We start from the raw sequence: 15,463 nt of genomic DNA, 5'->3' as shown, positions 1-15,463 counted from the left end.
CTCGTCGCGCGCGATGGCACCGGGCGGTGGAACCGCCGAGATCTCCCCGGCGAGAACCACCGCCGAGCGCCCGTCCCGAGCCCGCGCCGCGCCGCATTTCCGCTGGTGAGAACCGGGATCGCGATGAGGAGCGATGGCGCCCCGAAGCGATTGCTGTCCCCGACCGGCAGAACACCGCGCGAATTCCGGTGCACCGGCCCGTGCTGGTGCCGAACGGGCGGCATCAGCGTGCGATCGACCACCCCCGATCCGTCCGAACCGCGAACCCGGACAGCTCCAGTTCCGGGAGCAACGCCCGCACTTCGCCCAGCGGCAGGCCGCAATCGCGCGCGAGCTCCTCCGCGCTGGCTCCCGCCGCGCCGCGCAGCGAGTCGTGCAGGCGTTGGGCGCGCGGATGGAGCCCATCGGTCCGGCGGTGCGTGCCGACGACCTCGACGGGGCCCGGAACCCCGAGGGGGCTGATCACCTCCATGACCTGCTCGACGCTCGTGACCAGGACTGCCTGCCCGGAGCGCACCATCCCGTGGCACCCCACCGAGTTTTTCGCGGTGACCGGGCCGGGCACCGCCAGCACCGGGCGTCCCAAGGCATCCGCGGTGTTCGCGGTGTTGCCCGCACCGCTGCGCGCACCGGCCTCCACCACGACCGTGGCCCGCCCGGCCGCCGCGATCAGCCTGTTCCGCACGAGGAAGCGGTGCTTGCGCGGCGCGGTGCCGGGCGGGTACTCGCTGACCACGGCGCCCTGTTCGGCCACCGCGCGCAGCAACCGGCTGTGCCCCGCCGGGTAGTCGATGTCGACCCCGCAGGCCAAGAAGGCCACCGTCCGGCCGCCGGCGGCCAGCGCGCCCCGGTGAGCCGCGCCGTCGATGCCGTACGCCGCACCGGAAACCACCGTGAACCCGGCGTTCGCGAGTCCGTGGCCGAATTCCGCGGCAACGTGCTCGCCGTAACCGGAGGCCGCTCTCGCCCCGACCACCGAGACCGCCTGGTCCAGCACCGCGGCCAGGCTCGCCCGGCCGCGCACCCACAGCGCGATCGGCTCGGCGATCTCCGGGAGCCCGACTTCCCGCGCGCCGGTCAGGTTCTCGACAGCGCCGCCCGGCCAGTCCGGTTCCTCCGGCACCACGAGCTGAGCTCCGGCCGCTTCGGTCGCTGCGAGCAGCTCCTCGGCGGACACGTGCTGATACCTGGCCTCGATCTCGGCCAGCACATCCGGCGGTGCCTTCCCGCGCTGGATCACCTCCACCGCCCGGCACGCACCGTGCCGGGCGACGAAACCGGCCAGCGCCGGAGCCGGCGGCTCGGCGATCGCGGCGAGGAAGGCCCTCGCCAGCCGCACCGCGTGCCTGCCCTTCTCGCTCATCCTCACCCAGTTCTCCATCAGGCCGCCTTCCTGTCCCGGAACTCCAGCGCCGCCGCCACGTGCTCGGCATCGGGGCGCTCCCTGCCGTCGAGGTCGGCCAGCGTCCACGCCACCCGCAGGCACCGGTCCGCGCCGCGGGCGGTGATGGCACCGACCTCCAAACCGCGATCGAGCAGCCCGGTGACCTCGTGCGGCAGCGCGAACTCACGCCGCAGCACCGGCCCCGGGACCTCCGTGTTGGTCTGCCAGCCGTGCGCCGACCACCGCTCCCGAGCAGCGGCCCGCGCCTGCGCCACCCGTTCGCGCACGACTGCGGTGCTCTCCGGCTCGGCACCGCTGTGCACGGTCATCGCCGTGATCGGCCGCATCCGAACCCGCAGGTCCACCCGGTCCAGCAGCGGGCCCGACAGCTTGCCGAGGTAGCGCCGACGGACCTGCGGCGGGCACTGGCAGTCGAGGTCCCTGGCCGGGGCGCACGGACACGGGTTGGTGGCCAGGACGAGCTGGAACCGCGCTGGATAGCGGAGGGTTCCGTCCCGCCGGGCCAGCCGGACCTCGCCCTCCTCCAGCGCCGTGCGCAGAGCTTCGAGCCGCTTCGGCCCGAGCTCGCAGGCCTCGTCCAGCAGCAGGACCCCGCGGTGCGCCCTGCTGACCGCGCCGGGTCTGGCCAGTCCCGTGCCACCGCCGACGAGCGCCGGGATGGACAGCGACGAGTGCGGCGCGACGAACGGCGGGACCCGCACCAAGGCCGCCGAGTCGGCGAGGTCCCCGGCCACCGACCGGATCGCCGTCACCTCCAGCGCTTCCTGCCCGCTCAGCTCCGGCAGCAGGCCGCACAACCGCTTCGCCAGCATGGTCTTGCCGGTGCCAGGAGGCCCGACCATCAGCAGGTGGTGACCACCCGCCGCGGCGACCTCGAGCGCCCAGCGCGCTTCGGGCTGGCCGAGGACGTCGGCCAGGTCCGGCGCTTCCGCCACCGGAGGTTCGTCCACCGGCGGCGGATAGCGGGCGAGCTCGCCGAGCTCGCGCAACCACGCCACCACCTCGCGCAGGTGCACAGCGCCCAGCACCTCGATGCCCTCCACCAGGTGCGCTTCGGCCAGGCCGTCGAAGGGCACGACCGCCCGGCGCATGCCCTCCTTCCGCGCGGCCAGCAGCGCGGGCAGCAGGCCGCGCACCGGGCGTATCCGGCCGTCCAGCGCCAGCTCCCCGAACAGCACCGTGCCCGCCAACCGGTGCGGCGGCACCAGCTCGGCCCCGGCCAGCACCGCGCAGGCCAGCGCCAGGTCGTACGAGGTCCCCGCCTTGGGCAGCGCGGCCGGGGACAGCGCGAGCGTCACGCAGCTCGCCGGCCAGTCCTCCTGGCAGTTCTGGATGGCCGCCCGCACCCGGTTCTTGGACTCCTGCAGCGCGGTGTCGGGCAGGCCGAGCAACTGCAACGACGGCAGGCCGCCTTTGCGCACGTCCGCTTCGATCTCGACGAGCGCACCGTCCACACCGAACAGCGCGACCGCCCAGGTTCGTCGCAGCGCCACTCAGAACACCCCCTTGAGGTGCCTGAGATGCGGTGTTCTGCCCGGTGGCCACAGCACCGAGACGAAGTCGAAGCGGACCGGGCAGCCCACCAGCTCCCGTGCGGCCAGCCACGACCGCGCGACACTGCGGATGCGCATGGCCTTCTCCTGGTTGAGCGCGTAGACCGGTCCGCCGTAGTCGGCTCCGGAGCGCGCCTTGACCTCGCAGCACACCACGGTGTCGCCGTCCGCGGCGACGATGTCGAGTTCTCCCTGCGGACACCGCCAATTGCGGTCCAGCACCGTCATTCCACGGCCTTCCAGCAATTCGGCGGCCAACCGCTCCCCGGCGAGCCCAAGCGCATTCCTGCCGTCCCCGGTGCAGGCATCGCTGACCGGACCCAGGATCTTCTTGCGGCGCACGAGTTCCTCCTCGGTCTGTTCGGAAATTCCCGCGCCCGGGCGGCACCGCGCGGCATCGCGAGCAGGTTTCCCGCGTGTGCCAACGGTTCTGGGCACGAGTGGATGACTCCACGTTGCCCGCAAAATCCGCCGATCACCAGTACCGATCGGAAATCTGTGGATAACCGAATCCCCTGTGGACAACTCCGATCACTCGGACGAGTGAGAATGCGAAGAAAACCGAAGAACTATCCGCGAAATCCGGAGCCCGAACACACTCGACGCACAAAAACCGAAACTGATTCCGCTAATTCAGCGACAGTCCGGCACGCCGCCGAGGCACCACTGGATCCGCCCGCGCCGCCCGGAACAGGCCCGGCAGGAACCGCGCGCGAGGGCCAGAAAAAGAAGCTCGGGCGGTCGTCGCACGACGACCGCCCGAGCTATCGACGCCAGGGTCAGGAACCGAACGGGCCGCTCTCCGGCAGCCGGAGATCCGGTTTGTCCAGTTCTTCCACGTTCACGTCCTTGAACGTGATCACGCGCACGTTCTTGACGAATCGCGCCGGGCGGTACATGTCCCACACCCACGCGTCCGACATCGCCACCTCGAAGTAGACCTCCGAGTCGGAGTTGCGCACCTGCACGTCCACCGCGTTGGCCAGGTAGAAGCGCCGTTCGGTCTCCACGACATAGGTGAACTGCCCGACGATGTCGCGGTACTCCTTGTAGAGCTGCAGCTCCATCTCGGTCTCGTACTTCTCGAGATCCTCGGCGCTCATCGCTGTGCGAGCCCTTCTGCGTTGCCGATCGGACTACAACACCTCATTGTCCACCACTTCCCCCTCAGAAGCATCGAACAGCCCGGGTTTGCTGCTCACCGCGCGCGGCGAGCGCATCCCGTGCCGCTGCGCTGCCTCCGCCACGTTCGCATAGGACCAGCGGTGCTCGTGACAGGGCCCGTGCTGCTTCAGCCGCGTCGAGTGCAGCGGCGTGCTGTACCCCTTGTGCACGTCGAACCCGTAGGCCGGGAACTCGAGGTGCAGCTGATCCGACATCAACCGGTCGCGGGTCACCTTCGCCAGCACCGACGCCGCCGCCACGCAGGCGGCCACCAGGTCGCCCTTCACCACGGCCACGCTCGGCGTGGCCAGGCCCTGCACCCGGAACCCGTCGGTGAGCACGTAGCCCGGGTGCTCGGAGAGCCGGGCGACCGAGCGCCGCATGCCCTCCAGGTTGGCCACGTGGATGCCGAGCGCGTCGACGTCCTCGGCGGGGATCACGACGGTCGACCAGCTCAGCGCCCGCGAGGTGATGAGGTCGAACAGCCGATCGCGGTCGGCCTCGGACAGCGCCTTCGAGTCGGTCAGCCCCTCGAAGCGCCGGTCGTCGCCCGGCTTCAGGACGCACGCCGCCACCACAAGGGGCCCGGCGCACGCACCGCGCCCGGCCTCGTCCACGCCCGCCACCGGGCCGAGGCCACGGCGGTCCAGCGCGCGCTGGAGGGCCCAGTTGCCGCTGCTACGCCGGATCACCGACCTCGGCGGCCGGAACTCCGCCACCGTCACGTCAACGTCACTCCGAGGCTCGTCGCTTGCTCACCACACCGACGAGCCTACGACCCAGCCACACCGTCGGGAACGCCGCGGCCACCCCGAACCCGACCGGCACCCCGGTCTGCCAGGCAGGCGCGCCCAGCGCGTCCGCCTGCGGGTTGGGGTCGTCGATGCCCTGCCAGCGGGTCGGCGGCAGCACGATGAACTGCGCCTTGCCGATCACGTTCTCCACCGGGACCGCGCCGTTGACGCCGCCGTTGCCCTGCACCCGGGAGTCCGCCGAGTCGTTGCGGTTGTCGCCCATCACCCACAGGTGCCCCGGCGGAACCGTCACCGCGCTGAACTCGTCCTGGCCGACGCCGCGGCCCGGCTCCCAGTACAGGTAGGGCTCGTTGAGCGGCTTGCCGTCGACCAGCACCCGGTTCTGCGCGTCGCAGCACTCCACCGTCTGGCCGCCCACCGCGATCACCCGCTTGACGAAGTCCTTCTCGTCAGGGGCGCCGAAGCCCAGCAGCGAGGCCACGCCCTGGAAGAAACCGGCGACCGGGTTGGTGGGCTCCTCGGCCTGGAACTCGTTCTGCACCCACGGCTGCGGGCCGCGGAACACCACGACGTCGCCCGGCTCCGGATCGGAGAACCGGTAGGTGATCTTGTCGACGAGCACCCGGTCGTTGTTGCAGCCCGTGCAGCCGTGCAGGGTCTGCTCCATCGACTGCGACGGGATCACGTAGACCCGCGCGATGAACGCCTGGATGAGGACCGTCAGCACCAGCGCTGTGACGATCAGGATCGGCAGCTCGCGCCAGAACGAGCCCTTCTTCTTGTTCTTGGGCTTGCGGCGGCGGGAGCCTTCCCCCGAGTCCTCCGGGGCACCGCTGTGGTGCTCCGCCTCGTGGGGCTCCTCCGCTGATCCGCTGCGCATGACGTCGGCCACCCGGCCAGGCTACTGGAACCGCAGCGGGTGCCGTCGCGCTCCCCCGCTTCGGACAGCCCGAACGAGCGGCGATGACGTGCTCTTTTCCGCTACGTCCGGCTCCGGAGGCGGCTCCGGACCGGCATTGATCACCCGAAGGTGCAACGCCGCGAACAAAAAGGAACAGCCCGGATGCCGAGCATCCGGGCTGTTCTCAGTCCGTCCGATCAGGAAGCGGCGGTCTCCCGCTTCTCCTTGATCTTCGCCGCCTTGCCGCGCAGGTCGCGCAGGTAGTACAGCTTCGCCCGCCGAACAGCACCGCGCGTGACGACCTCGATCTGCGCGATGTTCGGGGTGTGCACCGGGAACGTCCGCTCCACACCGACACCGAAGGAAACCTTGCGCACGGTGAAGGTCTCCCGGATGCCATCGCCCTGCCGGCGGATGACCACGCCCTGGAAGACCTGAGTCCGCTCGCGCGAACCCTCGATGACGCGGACGTGGACCTTCAGCGTGTCACCGGGCCGGAAGGCCGGAATGTCGGAACGCAGCGACTGGGCGTCCAACGCGTCCAGGGTGTTCATCGGTGGTCCGTCCTCATCCGTGTCGAAGGCACCCGTGTTCTCGCATGTCGATGGCCCGACCTGCTGGTGGGCACCGCCTGACACGGGGTGAACTTGCTTAACGCACACCGGACATCGTCCGGCTGTGTCAACCGTTCCAGTGTGCCAGATCCGCTTTTCGGTGTCTCAACCGCCCCCGCCGACGGGGTCAGCGAGGCGCTTCTCCGGCATTCCGGGACTCGTCGGAATGATCCGACGCCCGCAGTTTATCGAGTTGCGCCCGGTCGGCCTTATCCAGGTCCCCCTCCGGCAGCGCGGCCAGCAGATCCGGGCGCCTGCGGTAGGTCCTGGCCAGCGCCTGGTCCCGCCGCCAGCGGTCGATCGCGGCGTGGTTCCCGGAGCGCAGCACGTCCGGCACGGCGTGCCCGCGCCAGACCTCGGGGCGGGTGTAGCAGGGCCCCTCCAGCAGGCCGTCGGAGAAGGAGTCCTGCTCGGCCGACAGCGGGTTGCCGAGCACGCCGGGCAGCAGGCGGGCCACCGCCTCGATCATCACCAGCGCGGCGACCTCACCGCCGACCAGCACGTAGTCGCCGATGGAGACCTCCTCCACCGGCATCCGGGTGGCCGCGTCGTCGATCACCCGCTGGTCGATGCCCTCGTACCGGCCGCAGGCGAAGACCAGCCACGGCTCGGCGGACCAGCGGATCGCGGTGCGCTGGTCGAACGGCCGGCCCGCGGGCGTGGGCACCACCAGCCGCGGCATCGGCGCTTCGCCGGTACCGCAGACGGCGTCCAGCGCCTCGCCCCAGACCTGCGGCTTCATCACCATGCCGGGGCCTCCGCCGTAGGGGCTGTCGTCCACTGCGCGGTGCACGTCGTGCGTCCAGTCCCGCAGGTCGTGCACGCCGACCGCGATCCGGTCGCGCTCGATGGCCTTGCCCAGCAGCGCTTCCCGCAGCGGGTTCAGGTAGTCGGGGAAGATGGTGATGACGTCGATGCGCATGGATTCTGCTGTCTCCGGACTCGACTTGCGCGGCGGTGCGAGCAGCGCGACCTCAGCGCCCGCCTGGACTCGGGTGCCCGACCTCATGCCTGCCCAATCGGGCCGTCCTCACCAGGCGAACGCTGAGAACCCGCAGCGGTGCAAGCTGCGAGGGTGGGCTGAGCGGCTACGCCGCTTCAAACGGAAACGCCCCCGCCGGACGGCGAGGGCGGATGGCTCGGCTGGAGCTATTCGTCGAGCAGACCTTCGGGCGGGTCCACGACCAGCTTCCCGGCGGCCAGGTCGATCTCGGGCACGATCTCGACCACGAACGGCACCAGGACTTCGCGGTCGTCGGCCGTCCGCAGCGCCAGCAGCTCGCCCGCGGGCGTGTGGATGACCTCGCGCACCTCGCCGATCTCGGCCCCGGAGGGCTCGACGGCCCGCAGTCCGACCAGCTGGTGATCGTGGAACTCGTCGGGGTCCTCGGTCGGTTCGAGGACGTCCGTGGTCACGGTCAGCAGCACACCGCGGAGGTCCTCGGCGGCCTCGCGGCCGTCGACGCCCTCGGCTCGCAGCAGCAGCCGCCCGGCGTGCGGCCGGGCGGCTGCCACGGTGAGGTTCTGCCCGCGGTCCTTGCCGCGGCGCTGCGTCCCGAGCACGGAGCCGGGCGCGAACCGCAGCTCAGGGCTGTCGGTGAGCACCTCGACGACGAGTTCTCCCCGCACACCGTGCGGTCGGACGATGCGCCCCACGGCGAGGATCTCGGGTTCAGCCATGGTGCTCAGCGGTCGGTGTCGACCACGTCGACGCGGATGCCGCGACCGCCGATGCCGGACATCACCGTCCGCAGCGCGGTCGCGGTGCGACCGCTGCGACCGATGACCTTGCCCAGGTCGTCGGGGTTCACGTGCACCTCGAGGGTGCGACCGCGTCGGGTCGTGAGCAGCTGAACGCGGACATCGTCGGGGTTGTCGACGATGCCGCGCACCAGGTGTTCAAGCGCGTCCGCGAGGACCGTCACGCCTGGCCTTCCTCGGACTTCGGCTCCTCGGCCTTGTCCTCGGCCTTCTTGCCACCCTTCTTCTTCGGGGTGGTGGCCTCGACGGTGGGCTCCTCGCCGGCGGCGGCCAGCGCGGCCTCGAACAGCGCCTGCTTGCTCGGCTTCGGCTCGGCGACCTTCAGCGTGCCCTCGGTGCCCGGCAGGCCCTTGAACTTCTGCCAGTCACCGGTGATCTCCAGGATGTTGCGCACCGGGTCGGTCGGCTGCGCCCCGACACTCAGCCAGTACTGCGCCCGCTCCGAGTCGACGACGATGCCGCTCGGGTTCTCCTTCGGGTGGTACTGCCCGATCGTCTCGATGGCCCGGCCGTTGCGGCGGGTGCGGGCGTCGGCGACGACGATGCGGTAGTGCGGCTCACGGATCTTGCCGATCCGGGCGAGCTTGATCTTCACAGCCACGGGTGCTGGTGCTCCTCAGACTCTCGTTCGTGCTCCGGAGAGCAGACCGGACCGCGTGGGGCGGCGATTCGGAATGCTCGTAGGTCAAAACGGCCACAAGCGGTGAGAGGGACCCCTCGCGGCGAACAGCTAACCATTCTGCCAGATCCACCCCCTGCGGCAGCTCCGGGGTGGCGCATCAGGCCGGCAGCAGGCCCAGGGAGATCAGCAGCAGACCGAGCGCGGGCAGGAAGTTGTTCACCTGGTGGGCGACGACGCTGGCGGTCAGCCGTCCGGTGACCATCCGGGCCACGCCGATCGGGATCGCGATCACCAGCAGCAACGCCGTGCGCTCCGGCTCCAGGTGGCCGATCGCGAAGACGGCCGTGCTGAGCACGAACACGTTGAGCTGGCCCCACCGCATCCGCTCCATCGCGCCCCAGAGCAGGCCGCGGTAGAGCAGCTCCTCGCACAGCGGCGCGATCAGCCAGATGTGCAGGAAGATCACCACCGCCACCACCGGCGGCAGCTCCACCCCGTCGAGCAGGCCGCTCACCGTCGAGTGGGCGTTGTCCTCGCCCACCCAGCGCACCCACAGCATGGTCGCGATGGTCGTGGTGACCAGGCCGACGCCGCCGATGGCCAGGCCGGTCGTGACGTCCGACCAGCGCCACTCCAGGCCGAAGTCCAGTCGTGGGCCGTTGCCGCGCACCACCGTGATCAGCACCGCCAGCGCCCCGGCGAGCACCGTGGGCAGCATCAGCATGATCGCCAGCGTCCCGGCGTCCGGGCTGCCGAAGGCGGCCGCCAGCAGCACCGACACCAGCACGAAGACGGCCTGCGTCAGGAAGAAGGCGCCGAGCCCCCACCGGTGGGTGCGGGCGGGTGGGGTGGTCGACCGCTCCGGGGTCTCCCCCGGCTGGTGCGCTTCGTTCACGGGCGTCTCCGCAGTGCCGATCGGCATGGCCGGCCCCACACCGACGAGCCGTCAGGTTACCGCTAGCCGATCAACGCGCGGCAGCGGTTTTCACCTGGCGACGGCGAACAGCAGGAGTGCGGGCAGGAAATTGTTCGTGGCGTGGGCGATCATGCTGGTCGCGACCCGGCCGGTGATCATCCGCGCCGCGCCGATCGCCAGGCCGCCGACGAACAGCACCGGCGTGCGCCACACCTCCTGGTGGATCAGCGCGAAGATCATCGTGGTCAGGATCAGGATCGCGTAGCGCGGGATGCGGTAGTGCTCCAGCGCGCCCCACAGCGCGCCGCGCATCAGCAGCTCCTCGGTCAGCGGCGCGCCCAGGAAGGCGAACAGCGCGAACAGGAAGAGCCAGAACGTCCGCTCGCCCTGCATCAGCCGACTCAGGTCGGTCTCCGGCGGCGGCCCCGAGATCGCGGTGATCACCAGGGACAGCAGCAGGGAACCGATCAACGCGGCGAGTCCGCAGAGCACTCCGACCTTGAAGTCGCGCCGCTTGGGCACGATGCCGAAGTCGGCGCGCAGGCCGCGGCCGCGCCACCAGGAGAACACCGCGGGCACCAGGCCGAGCAGGATGTTCGGGGCAAAGGCCAGCAGCAGCAGCGGGCCGGTGTTGGGCGGCGCGGCCGGGTCGAACCCGCTCCGCCCCGGTTGGACCGCGGTCAGGACCAGCCCGAACAGGTAGTAGCCGCCGTAGCCGATGAAGAACGCCGCCAGGCCCCACGCCAGCGAGCCGCGCCGCGCGGCCTCCAGCTGCGCCTCCCAGAACCTCGGATGCGGGCCGACGGCGTTGCTCGCCTGCCGGTTCTCGGACGATTCCCGTTCCGGCTGCTCCCCCACGGTGCGCTCCCCTCGACGCCTCAACCCTAAGAGTCTGTCGGCGAAGCCGTCCGCGCTGGGACAGCCGCATGGACCACCTGCGCGGAGTGACCACCGGCGGGGTTCTCGGGCACTTCCGGGCGACGACAGCCACTCCGCCGTGCATTCGCTCGCGGTCCGGGAACTTCCGCGACCGCGCACGCAGAACGACGACGAACAGACCCTAAGTGATCAACGGGTCCGACGCCGATCACCCGGTCAAGTGCTGACCTGCCGCTTCGGAGCTCGTCAGGCTCCGACCACGTTGCCGCGGAGGATGATGCGACGGGGATTGCGCAGCTCGGCGAGATCCTTGCGGGGATCCTCGGCGTAGCAGACCAGGTCCGCCGGGGCGCCGTGCTCCAGGGAGGGCCAGCCCAGCCACTCGCGGGCCTGCCACGAGGCCGCGCCGATGGCCTGCTCGGTGGACATCCCGACGCGGTGCAGCGCGATGATCTCCTCGGCCAGCACGCCGTGCGCGATGCCGCCGCCCGCGTCGGTGCCCGCGTACACCGGGATGCCCGCTTCGACGGCCTTCGCCACGGTGCGGTCGGCCCGCCCGTAGAGCTCGGTCATGTGCGCGGCGTAATCCGGGTACTTGGTGGCCGCCGCCGCGAAGGACGGGAAGTTCTCGATGTTGATCAGCGTCGGGACCAGCGCGGTGCCGTGCCGGGCCATCAGCTCGATCGTGTCGTCGGTGAGCCCGGTGCCGTGCTCGATGCAGTCGATGCCCGCCGCGATCAGTCCCGGCAGCGCGTCCTCGCCGAAGACGTGCGCGGTGACGCGGGCGCCCATCCGGTGCGCGGTTGCGATCGCCTCGGCCAGCACCTCATCGCTCCACAGCGGCGCCAGGTCGCCCACCGAGCGGTCGATCCAGTCGCCGACCAGCTTGATCCAGCCGTCCCCGTAGGCCGCCTGCTCGGCGACCGCGGCGGGCAGCTGCTCCTCGTGGTCGAGCTGATCGGCCAGGTACGGGATGTAGCGCTTCGGCCGGGCGATGTGGCGGCCGGCGCGGATGATCCGCGGCAGGTCCTCGCGCTCCTGCAGCGGCCGGGTGTCGATGGGCGCGCCGCAGTCGCGGACCAGCAGGGTGCCCGCGTCCCGGTCGAGCTCGGCCTGCGCGGCCGCCTCGTCCAGCTCCACCGGGCCGTCCGGACCGATGCCGATGTGGCAGTGCGCGTCGACCAGGCCGGGCAGCACGAAACCGCCGTCGAAGACGGTCTCGGCGCCCGGCACCTCGTCGAGGCTGATCCGGCCGTCGCGAACCCACAGGTCGCGGTGCGCGCCGTCGGGCAGCACCACACCGCGCAGGTGCAGCGCGGTCACTTCTTCTTGCCGTTGCCGAAGTTCAGCTTGGACGGGTCGAAGCCGGCGGGCAGGTCGTTCATGCCGCCCTCCAGCTTGGACAGGTCGGGGCCGCCCGGCGGCAGCCCGGGCATCCCGCCCGGGGGCATGGCGGGGAAGCCGCCGGGCAGGCCGCGCATGCCCTTGGGCTGCGTCGGGCCGCGCCCCTTCTTGCCCTTCTTCCCCTTCTTGCCCTTGCGGTTCTTGCTGCCGCCACCGCCGCCGCCGAAGCCGAAGCCGCCCGCCATCTGCTGCATCATCTTGCGGGCTTCGAAGAACCGGTTGACCAGGTCGTTGATGTCGCTGACGGTCACCCCGGAACCGCGCGCGATGCGCTGCCTGCGGGAGGCGTTGATGATCTTCGGGTCGGCCCGCTCGGCGGGCGTCATGCCGCGGATGATGGCCTGGATGCGGTCCAGGTGCTTCTCGTCGAAGTTGGCCAGCTGGTCCTTCATCTGACCGGCGCCCGGCAGCATGCCCAGCAGGTTCTGCAGCGGGCCCATCCGGCGCACCGCCTGCATCTGCTCGAGGAAGTCCTCCAGGGTCAGCTGGCCGCTGCCCAGCTTCTCCGCGGCCTTCTCGGCCTGCTCCTGGTCGAAGGCCTGCTCGGCCTGCTCGATGAGGGTGAGCATGTCACCCATGCCCAGGATCCGGTTGGCCATCCGGTCCGGGTGGAAGAGGTCGAAGTCCTCCAGCTTCTCGCCGCTGGAGGCGAACATGATCGGCTGGCCGGTGATCTCGCGGACCGACAGCGCGGCACCACCGCGGGCGTCGCCGTCGAGCTTGGTCAGCACCACGCCGGTGAAGCCGACGCCGTCGCGGAAGGCCTCGGCGGTGTTGACCGCGTCCTGACCGATCATCGCGTCGAGCACGAACAGGACCTCGTCCGGGCTGATCGCATCCCGGATGTCGGCGGCCTGCTTCATCATCTCCTCGTCGACGCCCAGCCGGCCGGCGGTGTCGACGAGAACGACGTCGTGCTGGGCACGGCGGGCCTCTTCGATGCTGTTGCGGGCGACCTCGACCGGGTCGCCGACCCCGTTGCCCGGCTGCGGCGCGTACACCGGCACCCCGGCGCGCTCGCCGACCACCTGCAGCTGGTTCACCGCGTTCGGGCGCTGCAGGTCGCAGGCCACCAGCAGCGGCGTGTGGCCCTGCCCGGACAGCCACTTGGCGAGCTTGCCCGCCAGCGTCGTCTTACCGGCACCCTGCAGACCCGCGAGCATGATCACCGTCGGCGGGGTCTTGGCGAACTCCAGCCGCCGGGTCTCGCCGCCGAGGACGGTGACGAGCTCCTCGTTGACGATCTTGATGACCTGCTGGGCCGGGTTGAGGGCCTGCGAGACCTCGGCGCCCTTGGCGCGCTCCTTGACACCCTTGATGAAGCTGCGCACCACGGGAAGCGCCACGTCTGCTTCGAGCAGGGCGATGCGGATCTCCCGCGCGGTGGCGTCGATGTCCGCGTCGGACAGCCGCCCCTTGCCGCGCAGGTTCGTCAGGACCGAGGTGAGCCGGTCGGAAAGAGTGTCGAACACGGGTTCACGGGCTCCAGAGTCGATGGATTACCTATGCGAGGGTAACTGGCCGCGCCCGCCGCCCGGTGCGGGCTGGGCAGCGCAATCGCGGAAATGGCGCAACCCCGGGTGGCGGTGCGGCCACCCGGGGTTCGGCCTCCAGCTCGGCTTCACCCACGCGACTTGCACGGCCGCGGGTTCCCAGCGGTCGCCTGGCGAGGCGGCCGCTGAGGTCTCCGCTACCGGCAACGCTACGCAAGGTGGGTGCAGCGGAAAAACTCGTCAGCTGCGCTGGTAGTCCTCGCGTCGGGGGCCGCGCGACTGCGGCGAGCGCTGGCCCTTGCGGTGCGGGCGGCGGTCACCGCCGCGGTCGCGACCGCCATCCCGGGCGGGACGGCGGGGACGGCGGCTGATGAACTCGCCGTCCGCGCGGCTGATGCGCAGGCCGCGCCCGGCCACCTGGGTGTTGCGCAGCTTGCTGAGCAGCTCCTCCGGCAGGTCGGCGGGCAGCTCGATCAGCGTGTGCTCGTTGCGGATGTCGATGTGCCCGATGTACTTGCTGGGCACCCCGCCCTCGTTGGCCAGCGCCCCGACCAGCGCGCGCGGGGTGACCCGGTTGCGGCGGCCGACCTCGACCCGGTAGGTCTCGGTGTCGGAGCTGTTCGGGTGGAAGGTCGGGCCTTCGCGGCGCGGCGGCTCCGGCTCGGCCTCAAGCAGCAGCGGGCGGTCGCCCTGGGCCATGGCGGCCAGCGCGGCGGCGATCTCCGCGGCGGGCACGTCGTGGGTCTGCTCGTACTCGCGCACCAGCTCCTGGAACACCTCCAGGCCGCCCTTGGCCAGGGTGTCGGTGATGCTCTGCGCGAACTTGGCCAACCTGCGGTCGTTGACCGCGTCGATCGTGGGCAGGTCCATCTGCTGGATCTGCTGGCGGGTGGCCCGCTCGATGGCGCGCAGCAGGTGGCGCTCGCGCGGCGAGACGAACAGGATCGCCTCACCGCTGCGCCCGGCGCGGCCGGTGCGGCCGACGCGGTGCACGTAGGACTCGGTGTCGTGCGGGATGTCGTAGTTGAGCACGTGCGAGATGCGCTCGACGTCCAGGCCGCGGGCGGCGACGTCGGTGGCCACCAGGATGTCGATCTTGCCGTCCCGGAGGTGGCCGATGGTGCGCTCCCGCTGCGCCTGCGCGATGTCGCCGTTGATCGCCGACGCGTTGAAGCCGCGGGCCTGCAGCTTCTCGGCGAGCTCCTCGGTGAGCTGCTTGGTGCGGACGAACACGATCATCGCGTCGAAGGACTCGACCTCGAGGATCCGGGTCATCGCGTCCAGCTTGTTCGAGCCGCGCACCGGCACGTAGCGCTGGGCGATGTTGGTACCCGTGCTGGTCTTGGTCTTGACCGAGATCTCGGCCGGGTCGTTGAGGTAGCTCTGGCTGATCTTGCGGATCGCGCCGGGCATGGTCGCGGAGAACAGCGCCACCTGCCGGCTCTCCGGCACGGCCTGCAGGATCCGCTCCACGTCCTCGATGAAGCCCATCCGCAGCATCTCGTCGGCCTCGTCGAGCACCAGGTTCTTGAGCCCGGTCAGGTCGAGCGAGCCCTTCTCCAGGTGGTCGATCAGCCGGCCGGGAGTGCCGACCACGACGTGCGCGCCGCGGCGCAGGCCGGCCAGCTGCGGGCCGTAGCCGGTGCCGCCGTAGATCGGCAGGACGTGGAAGCCGGGCAGGTGCGCGGCGTAGCGCTGGAAGGCCTCGGAGACCTGGATGGCCAGCTCCCGGGTGGGGGCCAGCACCAGCGCCTGCGGGCCGGTGGCCTTGAGGTCGAGCTGGGACAGGATGGGCAGCGCGAACGCGGCGGTCTTGCCGGTGCCGGTCTGCGCCAGGCCCAGCACGTCCCGTCCCTCCAGCAGCAGCGGGATCGTCTGCGCCTGGATCGGGGAGGGAGTTTCGTAGCCGATCTCGGTCAGCGTCTGGCGGACGCGCGGGTCGAGGTCGAGCTCGTCAAAGGTCTGCATGCTGAACGCGGGTCTCCTCGGTGGGGTC

General features: G+C 71.0%; 16 protein-coding genes. All 16 read right to left on the bottom strand.

Features of this window, described 5'->3' with window-relative positions; genetic code table 11:
* Nucleotides 1-223 precede the first annotated feature (223 nt).
* The 16 genes from dprA to C4T78_RS13815 all read right to left on the bottom strand — a co-directional run bounded on the left by dprA (nt 224) and on the right by C4T78_RS13815 (nt 15,435).
* Entirely contained in the window at nt 224-1,381 is a 1,158-nt protein-coding gene (dprA, locus tag C4T78_RS13890) for a DNA-processing protein DprA (RefSeq protein ID WP_235862934.1), read from the bottom strand.
* Entirely contained in the window at nt 1,381-2,898 is a 1,518-nt protein-coding gene (locus C4T78_RS13885; protein WP_093344543.1) for a YifB family Mg chelatase-like AAA ATPase, read from the bottom strand. The genes dprA and C4T78_RS13885 overlap by 1 nt, the downstream gene beginning before the upstream one ends.
* The gene (locus tag C4T78_RS13880; RefSeq protein ID WP_093344541.1) at nt 2,899-3,300 is read right to left on the bottom strand and encodes a YraN family protein; all 402 of its coding nucleotides are present in this window, start codon (nt 3,298-3,300) and stop codon (nt 2,899-2,901) included. It abuts the gene before it with no gap.
* 437 nt (nt 3,301-3,737) lie between these two features.
* The gene (locus tag C4T78_RS13875) at nt 3,738-4,061 is read right to left on the bottom strand and encodes a DUF2469 domain-containing protein (RefSeq protein ID WP_009943624.1); all 324 of its coding nucleotides are present in this window, start codon (nt 4,059-4,061) and stop codon (nt 3,738-3,740) included.
* Between the two features lie 33 nt (nt 4,062-4,094).
* A complete protein-coding gene (locus tag C4T78_RS13870) occupies nt 4,095-4,847 on the bottom strand; it encodes a ribonuclease HII (RefSeq protein WP_093344538.1) in 753 nt (250 codons plus the stop codon).
* A 7-nt stretch (nt 4,848-4,854) separates the two neighbouring features.
* Nucleotides 4,855-5,769, bottom strand: a complete 915-nt coding sequence (gene lepB, locus C4T78_RS13865; protein ID WP_093344535.1) for a signal peptidase I — start codon at nt 5,767-5,769, stop codon at nt 4,855-4,857.
* A gap of 206 nt (nt 5,770-5,975) precedes the next feature.
* Entirely contained in the window at nt 5,976-6,332 is a 357-nt protein-coding gene (rplS, locus tag C4T78_RS13860) for a 50S ribosomal protein L19 (RefSeq protein WP_093146635.1), read from the bottom strand.
* A gap of 187 nt (nt 6,333-6,519) precedes the next feature.
* Entirely contained in the window at nt 6,520-7,314 is a 795-nt protein-coding gene (gene trmD / locus C4T78_RS13855; RefSeq protein ID WP_093146636.1) for a tRNA (guanosine(37)-N1)-methyltransferase TrmD, read from the bottom strand.
* 227 nt (nt 7,315-7,541) lie between these two features.
* A complete protein-coding gene (rimM, locus tag C4T78_RS13850; RefSeq protein ID WP_093344532.1) occupies nt 7,542-8,072 on the bottom strand; it encodes a ribosome maturation factor RimM in 531 nt (176 codons plus the stop codon).
* Nucleotides 8,073-8,077: 5 nt separating this feature from the next.
* A complete protein-coding gene (locus tag C4T78_RS13845; RefSeq protein ID WP_093146638.1) occupies nt 8,078-8,317 on the bottom strand; it encodes an RNA-binding protein in 240 nt (79 codons plus the stop codon).
* A complete protein-coding gene (gene rpsP, locus C4T78_RS13840) occupies nt 8,314-8,754 on the bottom strand; it encodes a 30S ribosomal protein S16 (RefSeq protein ID WP_093146639.1) in 441 nt (146 codons plus the stop codon). Before rpsP ends, C4T78_RS13845 begins: the two co-directional genes overlap by 4 nt.
* Nucleotides 8,755-8,932: 178 nt before the next feature.
* Nucleotides 8,933-9,697 (bottom strand): CPBP family intramembrane glutamic endopeptidase, encoded by a 765-nt coding sequence (locus C4T78_RS13835; RefSeq protein ID WP_093344529.1) that lies wholly within the window; start codon nt 9,695-9,697, stop codon nt 8,933-8,935.
* Nucleotides 9,698-9,760: 63 nt separating this feature from the next.
* A complete protein-coding gene (locus tag C4T78_RS13830; protein WP_177247334.1) occupies nt 9,761-10,549 on the bottom strand; it encodes a CPBP family intramembrane glutamic endopeptidase in 789 nt (262 codons plus the stop codon).
* Nucleotides 10,550-10,816: 267 nt separating this feature from the next.
* Nucleotides 10,817-11,893 carry a metal-dependent hydrolase family protein gene (locus C4T78_RS13825; protein ID WP_093344523.1) on the bottom strand — a complete coding sequence of 359 codons (1,077 nt, stop codon included), beginning with the start codon at nt 11,891-11,893 and terminating at the stop codon, nt 10,817-10,819.
* Complete coding sequence (ffh, locus tag C4T78_RS13820) at nt 11,890-13,446, bottom strand: signal recognition particle protein (protein ID WP_093344520.1); 1,557 nt, start codon at nt 13,444-13,446, stop codon at nt 11,890-11,892. The genes C4T78_RS13825 and ffh overlap by 4 nt, the downstream gene beginning before the upstream one ends.
* 261 nt (nt 13,447-13,707) lie before the next feature.
* The gene (locus C4T78_RS13815; protein WP_093344517.1) at nt 13,708-15,435 is read right to left on the bottom strand and encodes a DEAD/DEAH box helicase; all 1,728 of its coding nucleotides are present in this window, start codon (nt 15,433-15,435) and stop codon (nt 13,708-13,710) included.
* Between the last annotated feature and the right edge of the window lie 28 nt (nt 15,436-15,463).

It is taken from the genome of Saccharopolyspora kobensis, from assembly GCF_900108315.1.
In the GTDB taxonomy this organism is placed as follows: Bacteria; Actinomycetota; Actinomycetes; order Mycobacteriales; family Pseudonocardiaceae; genus Saccharopolyspora; species Saccharopolyspora kobensis.
This window is presented reverse-complemented; position numbering and strand designations above follow the sequence as displayed.

Excerpts from the sequence above, each read along its gene's own strand:
- dprA (WP_235862934.1), bottom strand. The coding sequence starts at position 1,381 with ATGGAGAACTGGGTGAGGATGAGCGAGAAGGGCAGGCACGCGGTGCGG.
- C4T78_RS13875 (WP_009943624.1), bottom strand. The coding sequence starts at position 4,061 with ATGAGCGCCGAGGATCTCGAGAAGTACGAGACCGAGATGGAGCTGCAG.
- rplS (WP_093146635.1), bottom strand. The coding sequence starts at position 6,332 with ATGAACACCCTGGACGCGTTGGACGCCCAGTCGCTGCGTTCCGACATT.
- trmD (WP_093146636.1), bottom strand. The coding sequence starts at position 7,314 with ATGCGCATCGACGTCATCACCATCTTCCCCGACTACCTGAACCCGCTG.
- rimM (WP_093344532.1), bottom strand. The coding sequence starts at position 8,072 with ATGGCTGAACCCGAGATCCTCGCCGTGGGGCGCATCGTCCGACCGCAC.
- C4T78_RS13835 (WP_093344529.1), bottom strand. The coding sequence starts at position 9,697 with ATGCCGATCGGCACTGCGGAGACGCCCGTGAACGAAGCGCACCAGCCG.
- C4T78_RS13815 (WP_093344517.1), bottom strand. The coding sequence starts at position 15,435 with ATGCAGACCTTTGACGAGCTCGACCTCGACCCGCGCGTCCGCCAGACG.